Source organism: Phocaeicola faecicola (assembly GCF_013618865.1).
Classification (GTDB): domain Bacteria; phylum Bacteroidota; class Bacteroidia; order Bacteroidales; family Bacteroidaceae; genus Phocaeicola; species Phocaeicola faecicola.
Genome location: NZ_JABSOE010000013.1, coordinates 50,005 through 71,450 on the forward strand (window position 1 = coordinate 50,005; position 21,446 = coordinate 71,450).

At 43.0% G+C, this 21,446-nt stretch carries 21 protein-coding genes and 1 pseudogene; 3 read left to right on the forward strand and 19 right to left on the reverse strand.

Features of this window, described 5'->3' with window-relative positions; translation table 11 throughout:
* Window positions 1-4 precede the first annotated feature (4 nt).
* The gene (locus H3001_RS05575; RefSeq protein ID WP_181214316.1) at window positions 5-1,084 is read left to right on the forward strand and encodes a S1 family peptidase; all 1,080 of its coding nucleotides are present in this window, start codon (window positions 5-7) and stop codon (window positions 1,082-1,084) included.
* A 133-nt stretch (window positions 1,085-1,217) separates the two neighbouring features.
* Here the strand turns inward: H3001_RS05575 and H3001_RS05580 are convergent, their stop codons facing one another.
* The 3 genes from H3001_RS05580 to H3001_RS05590 form a co-directional block, all read right to left on the reverse strand.
* Entirely contained in the window at window positions 1,218-2,336 is a 1,119-nt protein-coding gene (locus H3001_RS05580) for a site-specific integrase (protein WP_246368500.1), read from the reverse strand.
* A gap of 510 nt (window positions 2,337-2,846) precedes the next feature.
* The gene (locus tag H3001_RS05585) at window positions 2,847-3,149 is read right to left on the reverse strand and encodes a helix-turn-helix domain-containing protein (protein ID WP_181214317.1); all 303 of its coding nucleotides are present in this window, start codon (window positions 3,147-3,149) and stop codon (window positions 2,847-2,849) included.
* A gap of 2 nt (window positions 3,150-3,151) precedes the next feature.
* Window positions 3,152-3,442, reverse strand: coding sequence for a helix-turn-helix domain-containing protein (locus H3001_RS05590; protein WP_181214318.1), 291 nt, complete (start codon window positions 3,440-3,442; stop codon window positions 3,152-3,154).
* Between the two features lie 240 nt (window positions 3,443-3,682).
* Between H3001_RS05590 and H3001_RS05595 the strand changes: the two genes are divergently transcribed.
* Entirely contained in the window at window positions 3,683-4,510 is an 828-nt protein-coding gene (locus tag H3001_RS05595) for a phosphoribosyltransferase (protein WP_181214319.1), read from the forward strand.
* 172 nt (window positions 4,511-4,682) lie between these two features.
* Here the strand turns inward: H3001_RS05595 and H3001_RS05600 are convergent, their stop codons facing one another.
* Window positions 4,683-6,023: a hypothetical protein gene (locus H3001_RS05600; protein WP_181214320.1), complete on the reverse strand. Its 1,341-nt coding sequence runs from the start codon at window positions 6,021-6,023 to the stop codon at window positions 4,683-4,685.
* A 386-nt stretch (window positions 6,024-6,409) separates the two neighbouring features.
* On the opposite strand from H3001_RS05600, the gene H3001_RS05605 reads away from it, so the two are divergent.
* Complete coding sequence (locus tag H3001_RS05605; RefSeq protein ID WP_181214321.1) at window positions 6,410-6,706, forward strand: helix-turn-helix domain-containing protein; 297 nt, start codon at window positions 6,410-6,412, stop codon at window positions 6,704-6,706.
* 152 nt (window positions 6,707-6,858) lie between these two features.
* On the opposite strand, the gene H3001_RS05610 is transcribed toward H3001_RS05605, so the two are convergent.
* The 15 genes and pseudogenes from H3001_RS05610 to H3001_RS05680 all read right to left on the reverse strand — a co-directional run bounded on the left by H3001_RS05610 (window position 6,859) and on the right by H3001_RS05680 (window position 21,312).
* Window positions 6,859-7,650 (reverse strand): PRTRC system ThiF family protein, encoded by a 792-nt coding sequence (locus H3001_RS05610; RefSeq protein WP_181214322.1) that lies wholly within the window; start codon window positions 7,648-7,650, stop codon window positions 6,859-6,861.
* Entirely contained in the window at window positions 7,647-8,351 is a 705-nt protein-coding gene (locus H3001_RS05615; protein ID WP_181214323.1) for a prokaryotic E2 ligase family D protein, read from the reverse strand. The genes H3001_RS05610 and H3001_RS05615 overlap by 4 nt, the downstream gene beginning before the upstream one ends.
* 16 nt (window positions 8,352-8,367) lie before the next feature.
* The gene (locus H3001_RS05620; protein ID WP_181214324.1) at window positions 8,368-9,486 is read right to left on the reverse strand and encodes a hypothetical protein; all 1,119 of its coding nucleotides are present in this window, start codon (window positions 9,484-9,486) and stop codon (window positions 8,368-8,370) included.
* A 40-nt stretch (window positions 9,487-9,526) separates the two neighbouring features.
* On the reverse strand, window positions 9,527-9,748 hold the full coding sequence (locus H3001_RS05625) for a PRTRC system protein C (protein WP_181214325.1): 222 nt from the start codon (window positions 9,746-9,748) through the stop codon (window positions 9,527-9,529).
* Between the two features lie 108 nt (window positions 9,749-9,856).
* Window positions 9,857-11,035, reverse strand: a complete 1,179-nt coding sequence (locus H3001_RS05630; RefSeq protein WP_181214326.1) for a PRTRC system protein E — start codon at window positions 11,033-11,035, stop codon at window positions 9,857-9,859.
* A gap of 21 nt (window positions 11,036-11,056) precedes the next feature.
* Window positions 11,057-11,266: a hypothetical protein gene (locus H3001_RS05635; protein ID WP_181214327.1), complete on the reverse strand. Its 210-nt coding sequence runs from the start codon at window positions 11,264-11,266 to the stop codon at window positions 11,057-11,059.
* Window positions 11,267-11,289: 23 nt separating this feature from the next.
* A complete protein-coding gene (locus tag H3001_RS05640; RefSeq protein ID WP_181214328.1) occupies window positions 11,290-11,502 on the reverse strand; it encodes a hypothetical protein in 213 nt (70 codons plus the stop codon).
* 308 nt (window positions 11,503-11,810) lie between these two features.
* A complete protein-coding gene (locus tag H3001_RS05645) occupies window positions 11,811-13,577 on the reverse strand; it encodes a DNA topoisomerase (RefSeq protein WP_181214329.1) in 1,767 nt (588 codons plus the stop codon).
* Between the two features lie 71 nt (window positions 13,578-13,648).
* Entirely contained in the window at window positions 13,649-13,909 is a 261-nt protein-coding gene (locus tag H3001_RS05650) for a DUF4099 domain-containing protein (protein WP_181214330.1), read from the reverse strand.
* A gap of 56 nt (window positions 13,910-13,965) precedes the next feature.
* Window positions 13,966-15,815 (reverse strand): annotated as a pseudogene (locus H3001_RS05655) (DUF3945 domain-containing protein).
* Window positions 15,816-16,487: 672 nt separating this feature from the next.
* On the reverse strand, window positions 16,488-17,156 hold the full coding sequence (locus H3001_RS05660; protein ID WP_246368501.1) for a TetR/AcrR family transcriptional regulator: 669 nt from the start codon (window positions 17,154-17,156) through the stop codon (window positions 16,488-16,490).
* A gap of 108 nt (window positions 17,157-17,264) precedes the next feature.
* Entirely contained in the window at window positions 17,265-18,404 is a 1,140-nt protein-coding gene (locus H3001_RS05665; protein WP_181214331.1) for a beta-ketoacyl-ACP synthase III, read from the reverse strand.
* A gap of 5 nt (window positions 18,405-18,409) precedes the next feature.
* A complete protein-coding gene (locus H3001_RS05670; RefSeq protein WP_246368502.1) occupies window positions 18,410-19,210 on the reverse strand; it encodes a TetR/AcrR family transcriptional regulator in 801 nt (266 codons plus the stop codon).
* 316 nt (window positions 19,211-19,526) lie between these two features.
* Window positions 19,527-20,507: a pseudohemocyanin gene (locus H3001_RS05675; RefSeq protein ID WP_181214332.1), complete on the reverse strand. Its 981-nt coding sequence runs from the start codon at window positions 20,505-20,507 to the stop codon at window positions 19,527-19,529.
* Window positions 20,508-20,937: 430 nt separating this feature from the next.
* Window positions 20,938-21,312, reverse strand: a complete 375-nt coding sequence (locus H3001_RS05680) for a hypothetical protein (RefSeq protein ID WP_246368503.1) — start codon at window positions 21,310-21,312, stop codon at window positions 20,938-20,940.
* Window positions 21,313-21,446: the final 134 nt, after the last annotated feature.

Genomic DNA, 21,446 nt, shown 5'->3' on the forward strand with positions numbered 1-21,446 from the left:
TATTATGGCTGAACTTGAAACTGCAACAAATGCTCCCATCACGTTTATAGAATTGGAATTACTTATAAGACGGATTATTGAGGATTTCACCTTAATAAATGCAGCTCAAATTAAAAAGGAACTCCATAATTTATCTGATGAACAAGCTAATACAATAGGACTTTCTGTACAAGATTTTATAGATTATAATACAAAGAAAAATAGCTTTGGTAAAAGTGCATTTACTTATTTGTATCATATAAACCATTTGTTACAAAAGTTAGTTGAGAAGTCAGTTATTAATAAAGTTTCGTCTTTAGGTGGCTTACCAATATTAAGTGATATGTACGTATCTCTTAATATGCCTTCACCAGAGGAGGAATGGCTGAAAATAACGTCTTATGCAGAATATTTAGGTCTTGATTATGTTAGAGAAAGAATTTCTCCTTTTACCGCCATTATAGTTGTTTGTGACGATAAAGGAGATAACCATATTGGTAGCGGTCTACTTATATCAACAAATCATATATTAACATGCCTGCATGTTATTGAAGGAGTGGAAATTAAGGAAGTATTAGTTAAAGAGGTGCAATACGCTGTTAGAAATATATATAAATCGGACTCTAAGGATATTGCTGTTATTGAGATTTTGGACTGCCCATTAAATCCTGAAAATGATGTGGTATTTAGTGCCGGACAAGTCTTAGACACAATTCTTACTTTTGGATATCCACCTATCTCCAGAATTAGGGAAACTCCCCTAATAGTACAAAAAGGCGAAATTAATGCTATTTCAACAAACTACAATGGGGATAAATGTTTAATATACTCTTCCGTTGTGCGACCTGGAAATAGTGGCGGTCCAATATTTTCGGATAAAGGTTATTTTGTAGGAATGGTAACTGAGCATCTTGAAAGAAAAACAGCCATAAATACTATTTGCGTTGATAAGAACAACTCTGTAGAAGAACAAATTCAATCTCTTTGTGACCAAATTAATATGATTCCCCAAGTGGTTCCATTTTATGCGGGATTAACAGCTAAAGAGATATTTGAAGAACTTAAATTATTAAAACCGGAACTTGTGGTTTCCTGTGAATGGTAAAAATAAAATTTAGATTATGATTTTAATCATAACAAAATTAATACTACCTTTGTATCTAGATAAAGCGTTCTTATTCAATAATGCAGAATAAAACAGATAAGGGAACCTTGCTCGTTTCTAAATCGTTACCTGCTTAATAAAGCGACTCGTATAAACCACTTATTTTCAATGAATAAGAAAAGATACAATGCCTAGCCGTGTGTGTAGTCAGGTTCTTCTTTATCAGACACAGGTCGGCAATCTCTTTCAGGTAGCTGTTCATCTTCTGATTGCAAGGGACAGGCAGCAATACTCCTTTCTTTTTGCAGGCAGGATAATCTGCATATTTTCTCAGGATTTCCAAAGGAATATCCAGCAACGGAATGTTACACATGTTCTTTGTTTTCTGACGTGGCTTCCTGATCCACAAGTTTCCGTTGTTGTCTTTTACGACATGCTCATGGGAAAGTTGTTGTACGTCAATGAAAGCCAAACCGGTAAAGGCGGCGAAAATAAAAACATCACGGACTACGGTGATTCGTTCCAGAGAAAATTCCTTGTGGTAGATGGTCAGCAGTTCATCCATAGTAAGAAACTCACGGATTACTTCTTTTTCGTGGAACTTGATACCGATAAACGGATCTTTGGCTATCCATTCATTGGCCAGTGCCAAATTGGTAATTTTCTTCAGACATTTCATATAACGGATAACGGTATTCTGCTGACATTCCTTTTCTGTCTTCAAATAAAATTCAAAGGCACGTACCAGCTCACCGTTGACTTCCGCCAGCGGCAGATCATCCTTTCCGTATTTCTGTCTGATAAGTTCGGCAAGATAGCGCTTGCAGCTTTCATAACGGCGAACGGTAATCAGGGCGTAGTCTTTACCGACCAGGGCACGGCATTGGTCATTGTGCTCCTGCATGGTACCGATGAGCGTGCGTACCGCTTCCGGTTCTTTGTCCTGTCCGAAAAATATTTCCTGTAACAGACGTGCCGTTATAGGCTGGTTCTGTTCTTCCAACTCACAAAAAATCTGATGTAATTTGATTCTCGCATTTTCGATATAGGCATTCAGATCACATGATTTGCGGCTTTTGCCTCTGGCGGATTCCTTAGCCTGACTCCAGAGAGACGGGTTAATGCTTTTGCGGATGTTGTTTTCAACTCGCGTACCATCTACAGTGATACGCATACAAACGGATGCTTCTCCGTTTTTCAGCAGCTTGGTCTTCTTCAAGAAGAAAAGCACATTGAATGAACTTCTTTTCATTTTCCTACAGTTTTTGGTTTGGACAAAAGTAGGAAACCGACCACGTTTTCTTGATGCGCAAAACATTGCAAATCAGCGAGAAAGACTCTAATTCGGTGGAGATTTTTGCTCCACCTTTTATCTCCACCTTTTACTCCACCTCGAACGGTAATATTTTGCCGTTTTTTGCCTGCTTGGGAAAAACAAAAAATCCCGATTTCGCTTGGAAATCAGGATTTTACTGTCTTTTGCTTTTCTTCAAAGTGGTGCCACCAGGAAATGAGCATTTCTAATATTATGCTCTTAATTTACTGATGGTCAATACCTTTATATTTCTTGAAATTATTGAAACCACTGAATCAGCCTTAATTTAACTTCTTCTTATTTCAATAATTCTGTATTGTTATCTTTTTGACATTGCAAAGGTATGTATTAAGTTCGATTCCTCCAAATATATGTGGAAGTTTTTTCAAAAATATCATATAGTATTTTTTTTTGTTTTTGATAATGAGAAGGATAATGTCAGCACTTTTAATCGGTCTTGAAGGCTTCCATTCTGTTTTTCTCTAAAATCTGTATGATGTCGTTCTCCTTATATAGGATTCTTCCTCCGAACTTATAGTACGGCAGCTTTCCGTTATTCCTGTGTTCTATCAGGGTTCTTTGTGTCACTTTAAGAAGTTTGGATAATTCCGTTTCTGTAAGATAGCGGTCTCCGTTCAATATGGGGCGGTATTCGTGATTGTCTTTTTCCAATAATGACGACAGGTATTCCAAGTGTTGGAAATATCGGGTTACTTCGGGACTGTCCAGATTAAGTAATGTATGTGCCATAGTCATTCAGTTTTTTGTTTTTTCAATTCTTGTTCCATAAAGCTCTGGATGTCTTTCTTCTTATAATAAATCTTACGGTCTATACGGCTGTATGCGATGGCTCCGCTGCGCCGTAGGCTGAGCAGTTTCCCGGGAGATATATTCAATAACATGCATACATCCTGGTTGTCTAACCATTCCTCCAATCCTTGGCGGTTTCCCGTTTTTTTTCCTTTCTGCAAATTCTGGATAATGTTTTCCAATGCCTCACTCATTTTGTGGAATGTTTCGGCTTCGATGCTTACAATTTCCATAGGTGTAAACTTTTTGTTTGTTGCAAAAATAGAGGGGAAACGGTTCATAACCAAATGAATGGGGGCGAATGGCATCAGATTTCATTAAGTGTCTGGAAAAAACATGAAGAAAAGTAATCTATAATGTTAAAAAACATCATATCTATATTGGATATATGGATGTTTTCATATGGAATGTTTATTTTGAAAACCAAATTTTACTGGAATGGATTTGGGTTACAGTAGTTAAAAGGTATTTTTATGGTTTGGACCTGGATATGGGAATGGGCTGTGCTTTTTGCTCTCGTCGGACTTTGGCTGTATGCGCGTTATTGGAAAAGGGCTGCTTCAAAAGTGCTTTTCCAGTATGCGCTGGCATGTCATAAGAAAGAGGATCGTGATGTGTTGGCAAGGCGTGCGGTAATAGCCGGAAACCGTCCTGCACGTCTGTTGTATGCCCTTAACAACCCGGAATATTTTGACAAGTCCCGTCCGATGCGCCCTTTCCTGTTCGGGAATATCCCTTGTATATTCGGAAATTACTATTTTTCGCAACGCTATGATGGATGGTTGCGCGAGGAACAGGAGGAATTTGTACAGAAGGTATATGCATTCAAGGAAGGTGAAGAGGATTGCAGGGAGTATTTTTCCCGGATGTTCCAAACTCTCTGTTATGAAAGGGGGATAACTGTCATGTTCATGCCTTGCAGCACGGCTGCCCGATATTATAAGCGGTTTGGCAGAGTTGCCGGTTTCCTGGAAAACGCGGGATATGCCCAATCCGGATTGGAACTGATCCGTATCACGGAAAACAGGGAAAGCAAACATACGGCGGCTATACGTTCTTCTGTCAATATGAATAATTATGTGATGTCCACGGAACTGTGTGGGAGGCGGGTTGTAATTCTGGATGATTTGCTGACTACCGGAGAAAGTCTCTTCGATTATGCCCGGAATCTGGAGAGGTGCGGTGCGAAGGTGGTGGGTGCATTTTTTCTTGCCCGGACATTCCAGGTTCCTTCTTCCTCCACAATCAGGTGGACGGCATGGAAAAGAGATATGAAAACTCGGTTTCTGCGGAAATGTTAGGAAAGGGCTACCTCTTTAAGTCTAGAGTGATTCGTGGATAGCCATACTCACGGACGTATCCCATTTCAGAAAGTTCCGGTACACCTCTTTCAAGTGTCTTTTCCGCTTGTGGTGACAAGTTATCTCAGATTATCAGTTTTTGAAAAGATTGAGACTTCGAAGTTTTGTATCTTTATATAGGCTTTTTCCCCCATAGGCCTAAACTTTTCCAAAACACGCCAAACGGACATAATGCCATAGATGATGTTGTGTTATAAATCTTTTGTTGTTCAGGACAAATCTTAGTATTAAGTATTTCTTTATCGATTATCTTTGAACGAACACAATCTTTGTACATTTGACATTTATAATTTGGGATATTTAAAGCCGAGAATACCTCTTTATATGCTTCAAAATACCATAAGCATAGATTCGTTACTTGATGAAACTTCAAAGCTCGTGCAGGCGGTTGTATTATCGCTTCTGATATATCATTCTTGACTGTAGGATGACCTAACATATCCATAATAACCCTTGCCATACGAGATAGTTCAGTCTTTTTGTATTGCATAAAAGAACGCATAATTTGAGAGTCTTGTCTTAAGAATCTTATTCGCTCAAATTCAACCTTTAACCAATCTTTATTGCCATCAAACATTGGAAGTCTAAATATTTGGTCTAATTCATCAAGAATTTCTTTGTGTATTTCCATTAGAGTGTATTTGCCGCCATTTATAATTTTATCAAAAATAGCAAGTAGTTTTTCATTTGTTGGAGCCTTGACAAAACTATTGTCTTTTAAGTCTTTAATCAAAAGAAAAAATACATAGCCAGGATTAAATGATTTTGATAAACATAAATCCATTATCCAAAATAACCATTCTTTAGAAAGGGATGCGATCTCAGGATAAATAAATTCTGCGAGTTTTTCTGCCAAATAGTATGGATATTCTGTTGTCTTTGAAGGTAAAAGCTGCTTATTTTTTAGATATTCACGTTCAGCTAAAGATGCCATATTTTCACAAATAATCTCTCCTCCAAAACAAACAGTATTAGTGGTGCCATTTTGATCTTCAATGGTTATTTGTAAGGTTTTAATTGTTTCATTATTGCTGGGTTTTAGGTTACTAACTTCTTTTATTTGTTTTATTGTTATTGAATGTTTGTCAAAATGTTGAGACAAACTATTAACTCCATCTCCTCTATATAATTGAAACATATCATAGTTACGTTTAACATAACTATAAGAATGGGAGTCAGATGGTGCATGTGCTGGTATTTTGATTTTTTTATATCGCTTTTTTACAGCATACGATGCTTGGGCTTTCGTATAAAGTAAAATATTAGAAAATTTCATTAGACCATATATTGTGGAAATATCTTGCAGAAAATGTATATATTCATGAAGATAAAGTGCGAATTGATGATCATTGAGTCCATTCTTAAAGTTTGTAAGGTCGATAGGAAGGTCTAAAACAATACAAAAAGCAGATGTGCTGTATTTATTATGTCCTAAGTAATTATATAATTCCATATTTAATTTTAGTTTTTTACAAAGTTATAAATTATAGCTATTAGTTATGGACTCGGTTGTCTTAAAAGCAGGAAAGATTTTAAAATAAGATACATTGTAATGGGGAGGTATTATAGAGTTACAAGAGTGTTAGATGAAAATTTAGAGAAATCAAGTAATATGTAAATTTACTGTAAACAGTTTACAGTGTTTACACTTGAAGGCTTTACACTTCATACTCGTAATACAAGTATTCTTGTTTGATATTAAGTTGATATATAGGTGTTTATGTTTATTTGCCTTGAAAATGTAATGTTACGGCACTGTTTTTTCACTGTAATATGCATATACTCTTCATGTGCGCACAAAAAGAGGGTATGGAGTATTCACTTAAACATGGAAAGATTATGTCGTATATAGATAATGAAATACTTGAAAGGCTGATTGCCACGATGGTGGAAGGCTTTGCCCGTATCGAAAAGAAACTGGATCACATGAATCATTTGAAGGAGTGTCTGAACGGAGACAAGTTGCTGGACAATGTGGACCTGGCAGAGTTGCTCGGTGTTTCGCAGCGCACGCTTGCCCGTTACCGTGAAAAGGGAATCATTCGCTATTACTGTATGGATGATAATGGGAAGAATTTCTATCTGGCTTCTGAGATTCAGGAATTCCTTAAACAGCGGGGGAAAATAAAAACTTGATGTGGGAATTGTTTTCTGACAGAGATGTACGGCATACATGAATTGATTTGCCGGTGTGCAGGATAATGTCAATGGCTGTAGCCGTCATTTCTTATGACACGGCACTTTCCGTATCTGCTATAGTAAAACGGGAAGCGCCGTGTCGTTTGTGGTCATACCGGTATTGGAGTGAGCCGCAGGGTTTCCATGTTCAGGTAAACTCCCCGGTAAGGGGTGCATCCTTCATGTATCATCTTCCACAGGATTTCACATCCGGCCTGTGCCAGCATGGAATTGATAAAGAGGTCCTGTTTTTTCAATGCCGCAGCCAGGGAACAGCTCGGGCCGGAATCGGTGTCGCGGAGCATGGAATAACTGACCTCTTCGGTAACGGTGTTCATGCTTGGTATGGCAAGATATTCCTTTGAGGCAGGTTGTCTGATTTTATTGCGTATGGTACCGATCAGTACCTGGCCGGTAAACTGCGTGTTGCCGAAGTCCATCCAGTAAATAGGCGTTTTTTCGTCGTCGTTTCTTGTGTCCCGGTGTTTTTTCAGGAAACGCCAAAGGTCAAGCCGCGAGCGGACGTTGTCCGTGCAGGTGATGATGATGTTGGCCAATCGTTTGTTCTCGGAATCCCCCGTCGTGAGGATGGGGTAACGGCGGCTTTCCGACATCCACGAGTTCCCGAAGAAGCGGTTGATGCGTGAGACCAGTGTGTCTGCCTTGTTCAGTCCTATTTCAGATTCGCTGAAAAGCAGTCTTCCGATGTTGGCTTCGGATACGGTATCAGGGTCAAATACGGTAACGTATAGTCCCGGATGACCGAGAGCGCGTAAGGCGGCATCCATACGTGCGAGATTGGTCACTACCTGCGATCCGGTTCCTCCGGCTCCGATGACGAATATGCTTACCGGATGGTAGGGGGCAAGCAGGTAAGAGTCTGTATAATGAATCTTTTTCATGTGAGCAGATCTTTTAATTGTTTGTTATGTGGTTTGAGTTCTTCGTAGTCGAAGGGCTGGTTTCTTGCCTTTTCCGTGACGATGACAAGATTGCTCTTCGTAGGGTTTGTCCCTCCTCCCAAATGGGAAAACTCGCTCATCCAGAAAAGTTTTTCCCAGTATTCCAGCCACTCGTCAAAAGTGGGATTCTGTGGAACAGGCAGAGAGGAGTTTCCCAGACATACACTGCTTCCGGTCACGTTGAAATACGGGGCAAGATAGAGGGTGTCCGTTTCGTGTGGCTTTTCCCCCTTGAAGGCATAGATGTTCATCTTGTTCCTTTCCACCGCATAGATGATTCCCGGTTGGTTGAATTCTCCGTTTGCAATGTTCAGGCTTTCACGGAAGAACATTCTTCTTCTTCCCGGAGGATTGTACCATACATATTTTTCATGCCCTTTCCGGGAATTGGCCCAAAGCAGGTTCGGAGGAATTTTCCCATAAGGAATGCTGGTCATATTCATAGCATAGTTTTCCACAAGTATGTTCATAAACTCACAGGAAACAGGAATGGCGGCTTTCAGTTTTCCCTTTCTGTCGATTGGATGAAGCTCCAGATAATATTCCTGCCTGTGGTTGTAAGTGTTGCTATCCTGCCTGTAAGCTATCAATGCCGCCTTGGGCACCAGCATATGTTGTAGTTCTCTTGTTAATTCATTCATAGCCTATTCCTTTCTTTTAAAGTTCATGTGTGATGTGGTAGACAAACCGGGAAAACCAGTCGGCAAACTGTTCCGGAAAGTCATCCGCCTTAAAAATCCGGTCCGTTTCCGGGGTCAGGAAAAGCGTGGTGACCGGGGTAAAGTTGTAAGACTCCTGCATATCCGCATTGAAAACGCTTCTTATTTCTTCCGATACTTCATCATTTAGCGAATATACCAGTGTGATCTGCGCATCCAGCGTGGCGGGCAGGAAATCCGGCTCCTTCTCATTGATCCAGTCATATTGGTAATCCATGATACCGGGTACTTCCTTGCCCATAAGTGTCATTCCTTCTTTTAAGAGTTCAACGAACTTCTCTTCACTTTTCTTTTTCGGCTTGTACGCATACAGCTGTTTCTCCATATCCATACAGAATGATTTGCCGTACATCCGCTTGAAGAGCCTGGCAATTTTCCCTTTATCATAGGAGTTTACCAGATTCTTGATCCTTTTCTTCTCTTTCGGAGAGAATTCTTGGGAATCCTCGTCAAGATTCAGTAAAAGATAGTCACCGGACATATCATAATAATATGTGTCGGTTATATCCCCGATCCCGTGATGCCGGGCGAATCTGCGTATGAACTCCAATGTGATGCGTTTGAGCTGGCGGTTGAGCTTCTCCGTGAAATCCAAAGGCAGCCAAAGCAGTTCGTAGTCCGGCCATTTATGGAAATGGTAGAGGCAGAATGTGAGCCTGCCGTCCCTGAATTCAAGATTGACGTTTTCCGGCAACAGATTTTCCATGACCTCGTACAGTCGTATGATGTCGATTCTCGGATAGGAAGACCTTTTCTTTTTGGGGTATGGAAGGTTCAGTCCCAGCAGATTTACATAATTCACGGCTGAGCGGTAGAGATAGTCGAAATTTTTCCGTGTACTCAGGTTTATGGATGTTTCCGTTTCCGGGTCTTCCATATAGAAATCGGAAGAAACGGGGAGAAATCTCCCCGTCAGAAAATCATTACGCTTGAAGGTGTTGGAAGAAGCCGTTTTCTTCTTTGTGCTGTCCCTCGGCTGATGTCGGTGGATGATTCCACCTCGTTGATAATGTAACGGGCCAAATCCTGTATTTCCCGTTCCGATAGCTGTCTGCATGTCTTTTCTTTTTTTAGCGTTTGTTTCTTATTCAGTGTCTTCATCCTTTGGTTCCGATTGTCGTTTTGAACTCATATACCGCACAATCGTCTTCAATGACCGGCCCGTGCGGTGTGGCGGTTGTCAGTTCCGGATAAGTCAAGGAATAGAAATCCATGACTTCGGAGGGAGCCATATTCGGATTCGGATCGTCCAGAAGGAGTGTTTCGCTTCCTTTTTTCAGTTTGAATACTCTTTTGAGTCCTTTGATTTCAAGTGCCATAGTTGTATGATTTTAAAATGTTCTGTAAATTTGTTTTATGATTCTCTTTCTTGAGCTTGCTCCTGGTTGAGAACATAGCCGGGCAGCACAGGTTTTACGTACATCCGATTAACAATATACAAGTTCCTGTTGCGCCTCGTCCTTTACTCTGTTTTCTTCCGGAAAATCAATGTATTCGGCATACGGGTTTTCTTTCAACAGTTCCCTGTCTGTTTCGTCGTCCTTGTCAAAACTGTATGTTTCCGGTGTTTCCTGGGACTGAGTGCGGTATTCACGGTTGCCTGTGGAAGCGTTCTGTACCGGAAGCGGCGGCTGTACCGGCTGCTGGTAATGGTAAGGCTGACCGTTTACGGGCTGCATCTGTGGCGGATATACGGGATGTTGTCCGGGATATTGTGCGGGTTGTACGTATCCCGGCTGCATGGGCGGGTATCCTCCAGGAAAACCTCCTGTTTCCGGTGGAACGGGTTGAGATGCAGGTGCCTCTGTCCTGGCTGCCGGCTGTCCCGTATATTGTGCGGGTTGTACATATCCCGGCTGCATAGGCGGGTATCCTCCGGGTACACTCCCTGTTTCCTGTATAACGGGTTGAGGCACCGGTACAGGTTCTGTATCGGTATATTGGGGTACGGCAGCAGGATGCTGGTGGAACATCTGCATTTGTCCGTCCTGTGTCATGGAGGCTGTCCCTATGCCGTTTCCTGTTGGTGCTGCCGGATGTGCAGGTTGCGGTTGTGCTGCCGGTTGAGGCTGCGGTTGGGTTTCCGGCAGTGCGGCGAACAGGCTTCCGGCATCGGCTTGCTTCTGTATTTCCTGCATGCGGATGTCGATTTCGTTCTGCTTGTCGGCCGGAGCCAGTACCCGTGCCTGTTTTAACCAGGTAAGAGCTTCGGAGTGCCTGTGTGCTGTATGGGCTTCATCGGCCTTTTTCAGAAGTTTTTCCATTTTTTCCCGTTTTTCCCTTGCTTCCTTCGTTTCCTTTTCAACCGCCGTTTTTTCCGTCTTGCCCTTTGCGGAAACCTTTTCCGTCTGTTTTTCGAAAGTTTCAAGGTTGGTCAGCATACCCAGTGCCCGGCTGACAGGTGCCGTGATGGTTTTCAGGAATTCTGCATCCAACTCCTCCGGAGTGCCATTGAGGATAAGCGGAACAAGGTTCTTGCCGGATTCGTCTTTTACTCCCATGTGCCGTGGCATGACTGCCACACAAAGGGTATTGTTCACTCGTCTGATGTTGATGCTCAGGTCCGTACCTGCGGACAGCATCGGATAAATAGTTTGAAAAAACATAGAATTGTGTATTTAATTGGGTTAAACAATGTTTTCGTTCAGGTAAAGTCTTAATATCTCAGTCCTTTCAGGATGTGAGGCGATGTCTTTCAGCGGTTCCAGATAGTAGCCGATCCGTTTCGGTTCGTCCACTGTGTTCGGAAAGCGTCTTTTAACTGGTCTTATACTATGGACTGGGGGCCACATGGCCGGCATTGCAGGTGAAGACGCATTGCAGATTCTTGTTTTCATGTCTGTTCTGTGTTTTTGAAGGGTTATACAAGTATTGTCAGAATGATGGCGGCAATCAACAGCTTGATTGTCAGCCTGATTGTGCTGAATAACCAGCTTACGATACTTCCTGCCATCAGCAGGAGCGTGATGGTGCAGACCGGAACGATACCCTTGTTCCAAAGCAGGACAGCTCCTGTAATCAGGATTCCCGTCGCTGCCAGTGTGCCGATGTTTTTGATAGACTGAATTTTCATATTACTGTTTTTTTTATGATGAATAAATCCCATCGGGATGGTTTTTCCCGATTTTACAGGCCTCCTATTTTCGGATTGGCGATGTTTTGGTGGCAAGGCTTGGCGGAAAAAAATACCGGAGCGCAGCGAGGATGATTTTTTTCCAGCCAACCGGCCCGAAGGGCTGCCTTGCGCCAAACAGCGCAATCCGATACCTTTGCCGTCAAAAACGGAAAAACATCGTCCGGACCTTCAACCCAAAAAGAGAAGGATGCAAACCTTTAATAGATCTGCATCCTTCTCTTCTGTTGCCCGTAGTATCGTATTTGCTATCTGTCGGATCTGTAAATCCGGAAAATATCGTCCGTTATCTCTTTTGCCAGTTTCTTCGCCCCATCGAGGAATGCTTTTGGGGCGAGTTGTCCCCGCTCTATATGTGCCAGCATAGCTTCCCATCCGGAAGTGAGCGAGGCATTTGCGATTTTCATTCCACGGACAGTCTCATAGATGTACAGCCCCTTGCGTGTGGGGATGATGTAACGCCCCGAATAGCGGATGTACTTGCGGTCAATCAGCGTCTGGATAATGTTTGACCGTGTGGCGACGGTTCCCAATCCGGCCGTGTCCATATAGTCGATCAGTTCCGCATCGGTGAACGGACTTACAGGCAGGGCTTTCTTGTGTACAAGATTGCAGGCTGCCACTGGAAACATTTCGCCCGCCTGCACTTCAAACCATGCCGAGGGCGTGTAACCTTCCGGCATTGCTGCGTTTTCGTGCTCGAAGATGGCGTGCCATCCCTTTTCAAGGATGCGACCGGCCTGCATCCGGAATATTCCTGTTGCGCATACGGCATTTACAGTTGTGTATTCTATCCGGCACGGGGGCATGAACGTTTCCAGCATTCTGCCAATGACAAGCATGAATACCTGCATTTCCGTATTGTCAAGTTTTTCGGGGCATACTCCCGTGATTATGATGGCGGGATGTTCCGTCAGGCGGTCGTCATCAATAACGTGTTCCGGCAGTCGGGTGAGGTCGATACCCATTGATTTCACATAAGGGCGCAATTCCTTCCAGACCAAAGCCTTTTCCATGATAGCGGGCAGTGTATCGTACACATCGCGTGAGATGTGGCGTCCGGCAGTGCGCGGATAGGATATCAGCTTCTTTTCATAGAGACTTTGGGCGATGTCGTGCGTCTGTCCGGCCGTAAGGCCGTAGTAACGGTTGGCATCTTTCTGGAGTTCGGTCAGGTTGTACAAGGCAGGAGGCGGTATTTCCTTAGTCTGGCGGCTGACGGAGGTGACGCTTGCCTGTCCGGCATGTTTGCAGTCGTTGTAAAACTGCATGGCGGCTTCCCTGTCGTGGAACTCGTCGGTGCAACGCATCTTCAGCAAAGTGTCCCCTTTGCGTATCTGGATATAGACCGGCCAGGAGTCCATTCCGATATGGTTTTCACGTTCACGGTAACGGCTGCTGATGGCGGCGAGCACGGGAGTCTGTACCCGTCCCAGTGAGTTGTTGCCCAGTCCGGTAGCCTTGCATACGGCATAGCTTGCGTTCACTCCCAACAGCCAGTCAGCCTTGTTGCGGCTGTCGGAGGCGAGGAACAGGTTGTCGTACGTCCTCACAGGCCGCAGGTTTTCCATCCCCTTGCGTACCGCCTCGTCCGTCAGCGACGAGATCCAGAGGCGCAGCACCGGCTGCTTGCAGCCCAGATAGGAATAAATGTATCGGAATACCATTTCTCCCTCGCGTGAAGCGTCGGTGGCGGCAATGATGGTATCGCACTGCCCGAACACTTTCTCTATCGTCTTGAGCTGCATGACGGCATTGATATCGGGTATCCATCCGTCATCTGTGCGGACATGCTTCACCATCAGGCGGAATGTTTCCGGTACCAGGGGGAAATCCTCCTTTTCCATTCTTTCCGTTCCGTAGTCCTTCGGCATGGCCAGCGAAAGCATGTTGCCGAACGTCCATGTCACCAGATAACCGTTTCCGGCCATGTATCCTTTCTCAAATTTGTACGCGCCTACGATTCTTGCTATTTCTTTGCCTACATTCGGTTTGTCAGTCAATATTGCAATCATGATGTTTCTGTTTTTGGGTTTCTCCATACGGACAAGCCATACGGAGAAACCGGTGATACTGATTTTTCTGTTTATTGGTTTTCGGTATTGATACCGCTGATTTCCACGACCGGATTGCCTTCCGCATTCCTTATGATGCGGAGCGTGGCATCCATGGTCAGCCTGATGACAGGTGTCTTCAGCTTGACAGACAGGATTTCCGTCTGCTTTCCTTGCAGGAGCAGGTCGAGGTTTCCGTCCTTTTCCAGTTGCTCTTTGCTGATGCCGGCATTAGCCAGTTGTGTCCAGTCAATCTGTTCTTCCTTGAATATGTGATTTGGTCGTTGTTCCATTGTCATTCTTGTCTTGAAATGTTCGTGAATAGGTTATTTCCTTCTGGCAGGTGCTGTCATACCGCCTGTTTCGCACCCTTTTTCTGTTCCTGTTGCTGGGTGGCGTTGTTTGCCTGCGCATTTTGCTGGGTGTTTCGGGGCTTGTCCGGATTTTCTTGGAAGTAGTTCAACGCTCCTGTGTTGGGACTGACCTTTATATAGGTGGAGAACTCCTCCCCACCGTTTTTTTTCAGCCCGGAAACAAGGATGGCTTTCCCGTCCTGCAAGTTTGCCTTTTCCTGTGCCGTGAACACATGTCCAAAGACTTCTGCCGGGATTTTCGGAGCCTGCTGTTCGTTGAAGCCGTCCTGTGTGCGGGAATATTGCGGATAGCCCGTTGTCATGTTCAAGCGTACGAAAGCGGAGAACTCTTCCCCTTTATTGCTGATCATGTTTTCTAGATATACCGTTCCTCCCTTGCGGAGAGTTTCCCTGTCCTCATGTGTCAGCTGCGTGTGGCTAATTTCCTTGGGCACGTAGATTTCCCCAGTCTCGGGATTGCTGCGCGTGTAGATCATTTTTCCAGAGATGCTGTCTTGTGTGACAAATGATGAGAATATTCTTCCCTCCTTAGTTTTCATGTCTTCCACCAGGATTGTATGTCCCTCGCTGAGCATCTTTATCTGGTTGGGAGTGAGCTGTACCCCTCCGAGTGTTTGCCGGTTGAATTCCTGGTCTTTCGGGAAAATGAATTCGATTCCCCTGCGTTCGGCATTATATTGGAGTGTCGCGCTGAACTCTTTCCCTTGGGCGGAAGTCATTCCGTCCACAAAAACGGGCTCGCCGTTTTCAGTTTGTTGATTTCGTCCTGTTCGAGTTTTACACCCTTGATTTCGTTGGGGATATAGACATGTTCCGTCCGGACAGCCACCAGCTCGTTAGTGTTCCTGTCAATGGATACCAGGCAAGGTTCGTAGGTGTTTCCTCTCAGGTTCAAATCAATGGGGTGTCCCAGATTTCCAGTTTCGCGCAGATTCTTTTTCTCCTCTTCGGTAAAATTATGTCCGAAGTAAGGTCGTCCCAGTTCCGGTTCCTTGCGTATGCCGTGTACCCCCAGCACTACCTGCCCGTTATTGTTGGAGAAGAATGAGAGGCGTGCGTCCATCTTGATGACCATCGCTTCGTTGATGTTGAGCGTCAGCGGAATGGTCTTGTTGGTCTTGTAACCTTTCAGCATACCGTCGAGGACTCCGGACCTTTCCAACATTTCCTTAGATACACCGACTTTGTTCAAGTATTCCCAGTCAATCATGTGCTCGTTGTAGCGGTAGGACGGTGTCTGGTTTTCAGTATTCTGCTGCCCCTCCATACCTTGTGCGGCCTGTTGCACTTGTGAGAGCTGCTCGGGCTGCTGTTGCGGTTGTTGTGGTTGCTGCGGTTGTTGTTCCTGTTTCTTTGCCATACTTGCGTTTTCTTTTTCGTTTGTACTTTTTTGTTCCTCCTGTCTTTTCGGGCGGATTTCGTAGTGCTTGAGGAACTCCTTCACTGCGTCCGTCTGTTTTCCTTCCGCCAGGTCCTTGATGGCCTGCTTGTTCCGTTGGTAGTCATGGTAGGTCATGCGCAGGAGGCGGAAATGGGTCGGTTCCTTGAACTGGCTCCAGAAGTTTTTGATGAAGTTTTCAAGAATGCTTGAATTCTTGTCGAATTTCAGGAATGAGTTTTCATTTTTCTCATCCGGGGGTACAGTCTTGTAGTTTCCCTTTTCGTCTGCCTGACTGATGACGCCGACTCCAGACTTGGGGTCGTTCTTGTTGTGGACCATCAGCAATTCGCTGATTTGTTCCACATACGGTTGTTCTTTTACGGACCGGTCTGCCGTTCTGCGTTTCCGTTTCGGTTTTTCTTTCATGTCATTTTCTTGTGCCATAGCTGTCACTTTTAGAGGTTGTCAAATTTGTTTCATACTCCAAAAATAACTGCTTGTTTTTGAATAAACCGCAGAATTACAACGTGTTGACGTTACGTGTCGCAAGATGGCATGAGATGTCTGTCCGGCAGATTGAATAAAAGAGGAAAACGCAGGAAAAAGAGGACGAAAGACGGAAACAGGAGACTGAAAGCGTGGAAGGGCACTCGCAAGGACAGCACACATCAGGTTAGGAAGGAGACACGAGGGCGTATGCGGAAGGAGAGGGATGCCATGCGCCAGCTCTGGGCTATGCAGAACAGAGGGAGCTGAAGCCCCCTGTTGCCTGTCGGGAACCACTTATTCCATCACAAGAAGTTGTGGGGTCCGGTATGTTCTACGGTCTGTTTCAGGCTATCGGTATAAAGATAGGATGCTGCCGTCCGGCGGCTATGCGTCACGTCGGTCACTGTTTTGCCCCTGTAATCTTTGTCGCAACCCCTTTTCCGTTTGCTGCCGCGTTCTTTTTCAAATGAATTTTCCCCGGCGGAGCCGTACGGAAAATTCATTTGAAAACCGTAAACAAACGCGGTTGGCAAACGGAAAAGGGGTTTCCTTTGATGGAAGGGGAAAACAATGCTTTTCTCAGGCGGATTGTATTTCCGTTTTTCGGGAGGGAGAGTGTCAGGATTCTTAATTGAAGGAAATCAATTTCAGAAATGTGTTGCCGATGGACATTTCAAATGTCTGTCTGCTGAATAATTGTATATCGCTTATTATCAGATTGTGTTTTGTAACCGCTTTACTGGTTACATTGAGAAGGAAAGCCTGCTCCTCTTCAAGGAGCTTCTGGTATATTTGCGGAAACTCATTCATGTATTCGCTTGCGGAAGATATGAACTGCATATAATGCAGTAATCCGATACCGTCCGGATTTCCCGGAAAATCATGAATCGCCCGTTCGATAGGGTTCTTGTAATGGCGGATAAACTCGCTCCATTCTTTATAAGACAAAAGCTTTATTTCCGGGGACAACTGGGATGCAGGGATAAAACGCTTTTCGACAACCGTGTTTACCAATTGCTTTTTGGAAGGGAAATAATGCATGACTGCCCCTTTGGATTTGTGCACAGCTATTGCTATGTCACAAAACGAAGTGTGCTTTATTCCTTTGATAATGAACAGCCTGTATGCTTCGTCAATTATCCGTTTTTTCAAATTAGGGTCCATCCAATGGCATACGTTATATAAAAATAGCACAGATGCAATCAGCAACCCAAACGTGGTAGTGGAATACCTTAGAGATGAAGCTGACGCACCCGTGCTATATGCCTTGATATAGCGCAAGCCGTCATATCCCATCTTATCTCTTTGAAATTTTCCACTTTTCGTTTGAAAGATGATATATGATACTATACTATGTCGTTTCTTATCTGTGCAAAAGTAAGTGATTTATTGTTTATATCCAAACTAAACCACACTTAATAGTACCGTTCCATAAGAAAAACGTCCGCTTTCCGGGACAATCAGCAGTATTTTTTCGCCAGAATTGAGCTTGTGAGTATTCCAGAACTCATCCAAAATCGCAAATATGGCGGCGGAAGCGATATTGCCGACCTTCGGCAAATTCGTGAACCACTTGCTTTCGTCAATTCCGATTCCTGCCTGTTTCAGTTCATTTATAAGCTTATCATAAAAGAACAAGGAAGAGACATGAGGGAGTACATAAGAAATCTCGTCCGGTGAAATGTTGTGTTTTTCAAGGCAATATTGGATATGTTTTACACAATACCTTACGGCATAGTTACCTAATAGTTTTACATCTTGTTTTACAACAAATAATGAGCGGTCTATTCTTTCCTGACTGCTGAATGATTTCCAGCTTCTCAATTCTCCGTCATCTTTACTTTCTGCTCCCATGAACATGCATGTGGGCAGCTCATTTGCAAATGATGTCATTTCCACCCATTCAATCTTTAGTGCTTTTCCTTTTTCTGGATGGTTTTGCAGTAATACGGCACTGGCACCGTCACTTAACATGAAACGCAGAAAATCTTTTTCAAGTGCCATATAGGGCTGTGTACCCAAGTCTGCGCATTTTTCATATTCAATATCATAGTTTTTTGAGAGCAGAGTTGCAGATATTAACTCGGAAGTGCTGCATACCGCATTTCTCTTTTCTCCGGAAGCGATGCTCCAAAAAGCTGTTTTAAATGCCTGAAGGCATGATAGACAGATACCCGAAGCGGAAAATATTTCCATCGGCTTGTTTTTCAGCAATCCATGAACCATGGAGGCATGGGACGGAAGCATCTGGTCCGGACTTGATGTGGCACATGTCAATAATTCAATATCCGATTCTGAGACAGAAGTATCCTGTAACAGCCGTCGTATTGAACTAGCTGCCATTTCTGCATTTGTATGCGTTATCTCCTGATTTTTTGTGAGTGCATAATAGCGTTGTCTGATACCATTCTGTTTTAAAATAATAGGTTTGACTCTTGAATGTTTTCCTGCAATCAATCCTAAAAAGTCTTCCATGTCTTCATTAGAGACCGGTTTATTAGGGAAATAACAAGATGTTCCCGTAATAAAAACATCATTCTTCATTTTTTTTACCTGTTTTTGATTAAGAAATATATAAAAAACAATTGTTCTCTTAAGGAATTCACATCCAATCCATTCCTTAATGAATCCTGATATGATTTACCCAAGAAAATCAATCTGATTTGTTGAACAAGCAAATCGGCATTGCAAGTGCTACGTATTTCACCTTCTTTCTGTGCCTTAACAACAATTTGTTTCAATTGCGCCAATTCATTCCTTTCAATTTCATTCAATGCCTGATGAAATCCGGGGTAATTTTTTTCAGCCTGCAAAATCAGAGTCATGTATGCACGTGTTCCATTAATATTGGCTTCCGGTAGAACAATATGGGAAAGTTTTTCCATTACCTTTGCAATATTGTTAACATATTGATTGAGGTATTCGAATAAAGACAGATCAGACATATTGTTTGATGCATGCTTTATTCTTTGCACATCTAAAATGTAGAAGTTGATCACATCAATAAACAATTCTTGTTTTGTTGGATAGTGATATGACATACATCCTCTTGATAAATTGAGGCTTTTCTCTATATCTTTCAGGGGGACCATGCTGTAATCTTTTGTCAGAAACTGTTTTAATGCAACCTCCCTGATTAACGCTTTTGTTTCTGAACCTTTTGTTCCTTTCATGACATTATTTTTGTATTCTACAAAAATAGTCTTTTTACATGAAAATGCAGTTTGTTTTAATGTTATTAAATGTGTAGCTTTGGCGGAAATAGATGAATTAAAGGCTCTTAGTAACCAATAAGCTCTTTTATGCCGCTTTATCCCAGTATCTTTTTTTTCTTTAAATTCCTGTACCAAATTCTTTTTAGCTATATTTGTTATCAAATAATCCGATTAGTCGGTTTATTTGGCATAGGGGAACCCGAACGGAAAGTGGAATTTCAAACAGAGATGTTCCTCTATGTCTTTTTTCGTTCCATTTTCCGGCAACCGGATTCATTTTGGACTTTGTTATACATAAAAAATACCGACCGGACGGTTTTTTATGTGGCAAAAGTATAAATATCCTGTTACAAAAACAAAGGGAAAGGCAAATAATGCATCTTGTCGGCAGAAGAGTTTCAACAAAATGTATTATTCACTTTTCCCTATGAGGAGCAATATGTGACCGAACCTATCTTGGAATCATTTTTACCTTGACTTGTACACCCTGGGAGTTCAGAACGCGGACCGGAGTCTTTTCGCCGGCTTTCAGATAGAAAAGAAGATAGTCTTTTGCACGCTGGGACTCGAAAAGACCTTTTTCGCGGTATCCGGCAATCCATCTTTGAATGACCGGAATTTGCCAGCGGTTCATCAGAATATAGTAGCCCAAACGATATTCCGGATCTTCCAGAAAGATATTGAGTTTCAGGTAATCCCACCAGAACTGTCCCTTGTTCTTGCTTTTGGCGTTGAACATGACTACCTGATAGTCGAAGGTCTCACTGGGATAATCCGAATCGTATTTCCAAACAAACATGTCGGGAACCGCACTTTCGCTGTCTTCCTTGGAAGGGATGAACGCTTGCAGTTCAGTCATGGAGTTCTGTATCTGTTCGTATATCCGGGGTTCATATTCCTTGTAGTACAACAGGCAATCCTTCAGCCGGGAGGATGTGGAATGTACCAAAGCAGTTCGCGCCTTGGTGTGGCGTCCGGAATCACCGTTTACGGCTGCCAGTTTTTTCATGAACCGGACTTCAGCTTTTAGCTGCTCCTTGTTGTCCTTTTTTGTAAAAGGGTAATCCTGCCGGGCAATCTTTCTCATTGACCGGTGAAGGTTGGGAAGCTGCAAAGCTCCGTAGGCACAGAGAATGGAGGCACGGACAATTTTGTATATAGGGGTCCGGTCGCCTTCGTGCGCCACATAGGGCAGACCTTCTATGCCAAAGAGCATTTCGCCCTCTGCTATCAAATCGGCTGAAATTGTCTTGCCTTCGTCCAAACGTCCCCGGATCTTGAAGTTACGCTTTTTATTACCGAAAAAGTCGACAGGCTGCACGGCCACCAAAGTAACGCAGTAATTGCCATTGTGCGGCGTGAAGTCCACATTTTGCGGTGTCGATTTGGAAACCAGTTCATTCAGTAACTCAATTTTTTTGCTGTCTTTCATAATTCGAAATGTATTTGAGTGAAACATATTGTTAATGATGCAAATGTAGGGAGCGATTTCCGTATCAGAGTTCCAAATCCTGACAAAAATCATTGCAAGGTTAACCGATTATCCTATTTTCCATTCTCAATATAGAGTTGGTATCTGAAAAGAAACGATTCATACATACAATCTGTCCTGTCCGAAAAACCGTTTTTCGCTATTATATTCGTTTATTTACAGGTTAAAATGGATCATACAGTCTATGGCTATACTACATAAAGGTGAGAAGAGGAAACGTTCCGGTGATAAATCTAACTGCCGGAAGGTGGGTGTTGTCCCTTGAAAAAGAAATCGCTACGGAGCATGGCAGGCTTCATAATGATTTCCTGAAAACCAGAAACATCAACCTGATGTTTGGAATTCATTTAAGAGGGTTGATAGACGGATGTCAGCCGGCATTGAACGGACGGATTTCGGAAAGATTTTCATTGCCACTATCAATAAATCTATCAAGCACTTTAATCATAACAATAGGTATATTTTCCTTCCACAATATTTTTGCATTCAGCTCTGTACACACCAATGCAGCCTGTTTGAGTTTTTCCTCTAGATATGCTCCAGTTCTGATATATTCGTCAAGAAGATTTCTGCTCTCAGCTAATTTGATTACAGAGGCATACAGCTTATATTGCTCATTGATACATTCCAAATGGAACTTATCCTTAACCGAAGAAGGCGGATCAATTAATTTCAGTTTGGGTAAGTCTGACCTATTTAAAATAATTACGGTATTTGTAAATTCTATAGTGTAGTCTCCTGGCAAACTATACAATAGAGTTTATATCGAATAATTGATTAAAGCGTTCTTTGACTTATCTTTGTGGTCTAAAAAGTTCAATTGATGTATTATGACAAGATTCGCCACCGTCATAGCCAAGTGCTTGCAGCGACAGGATT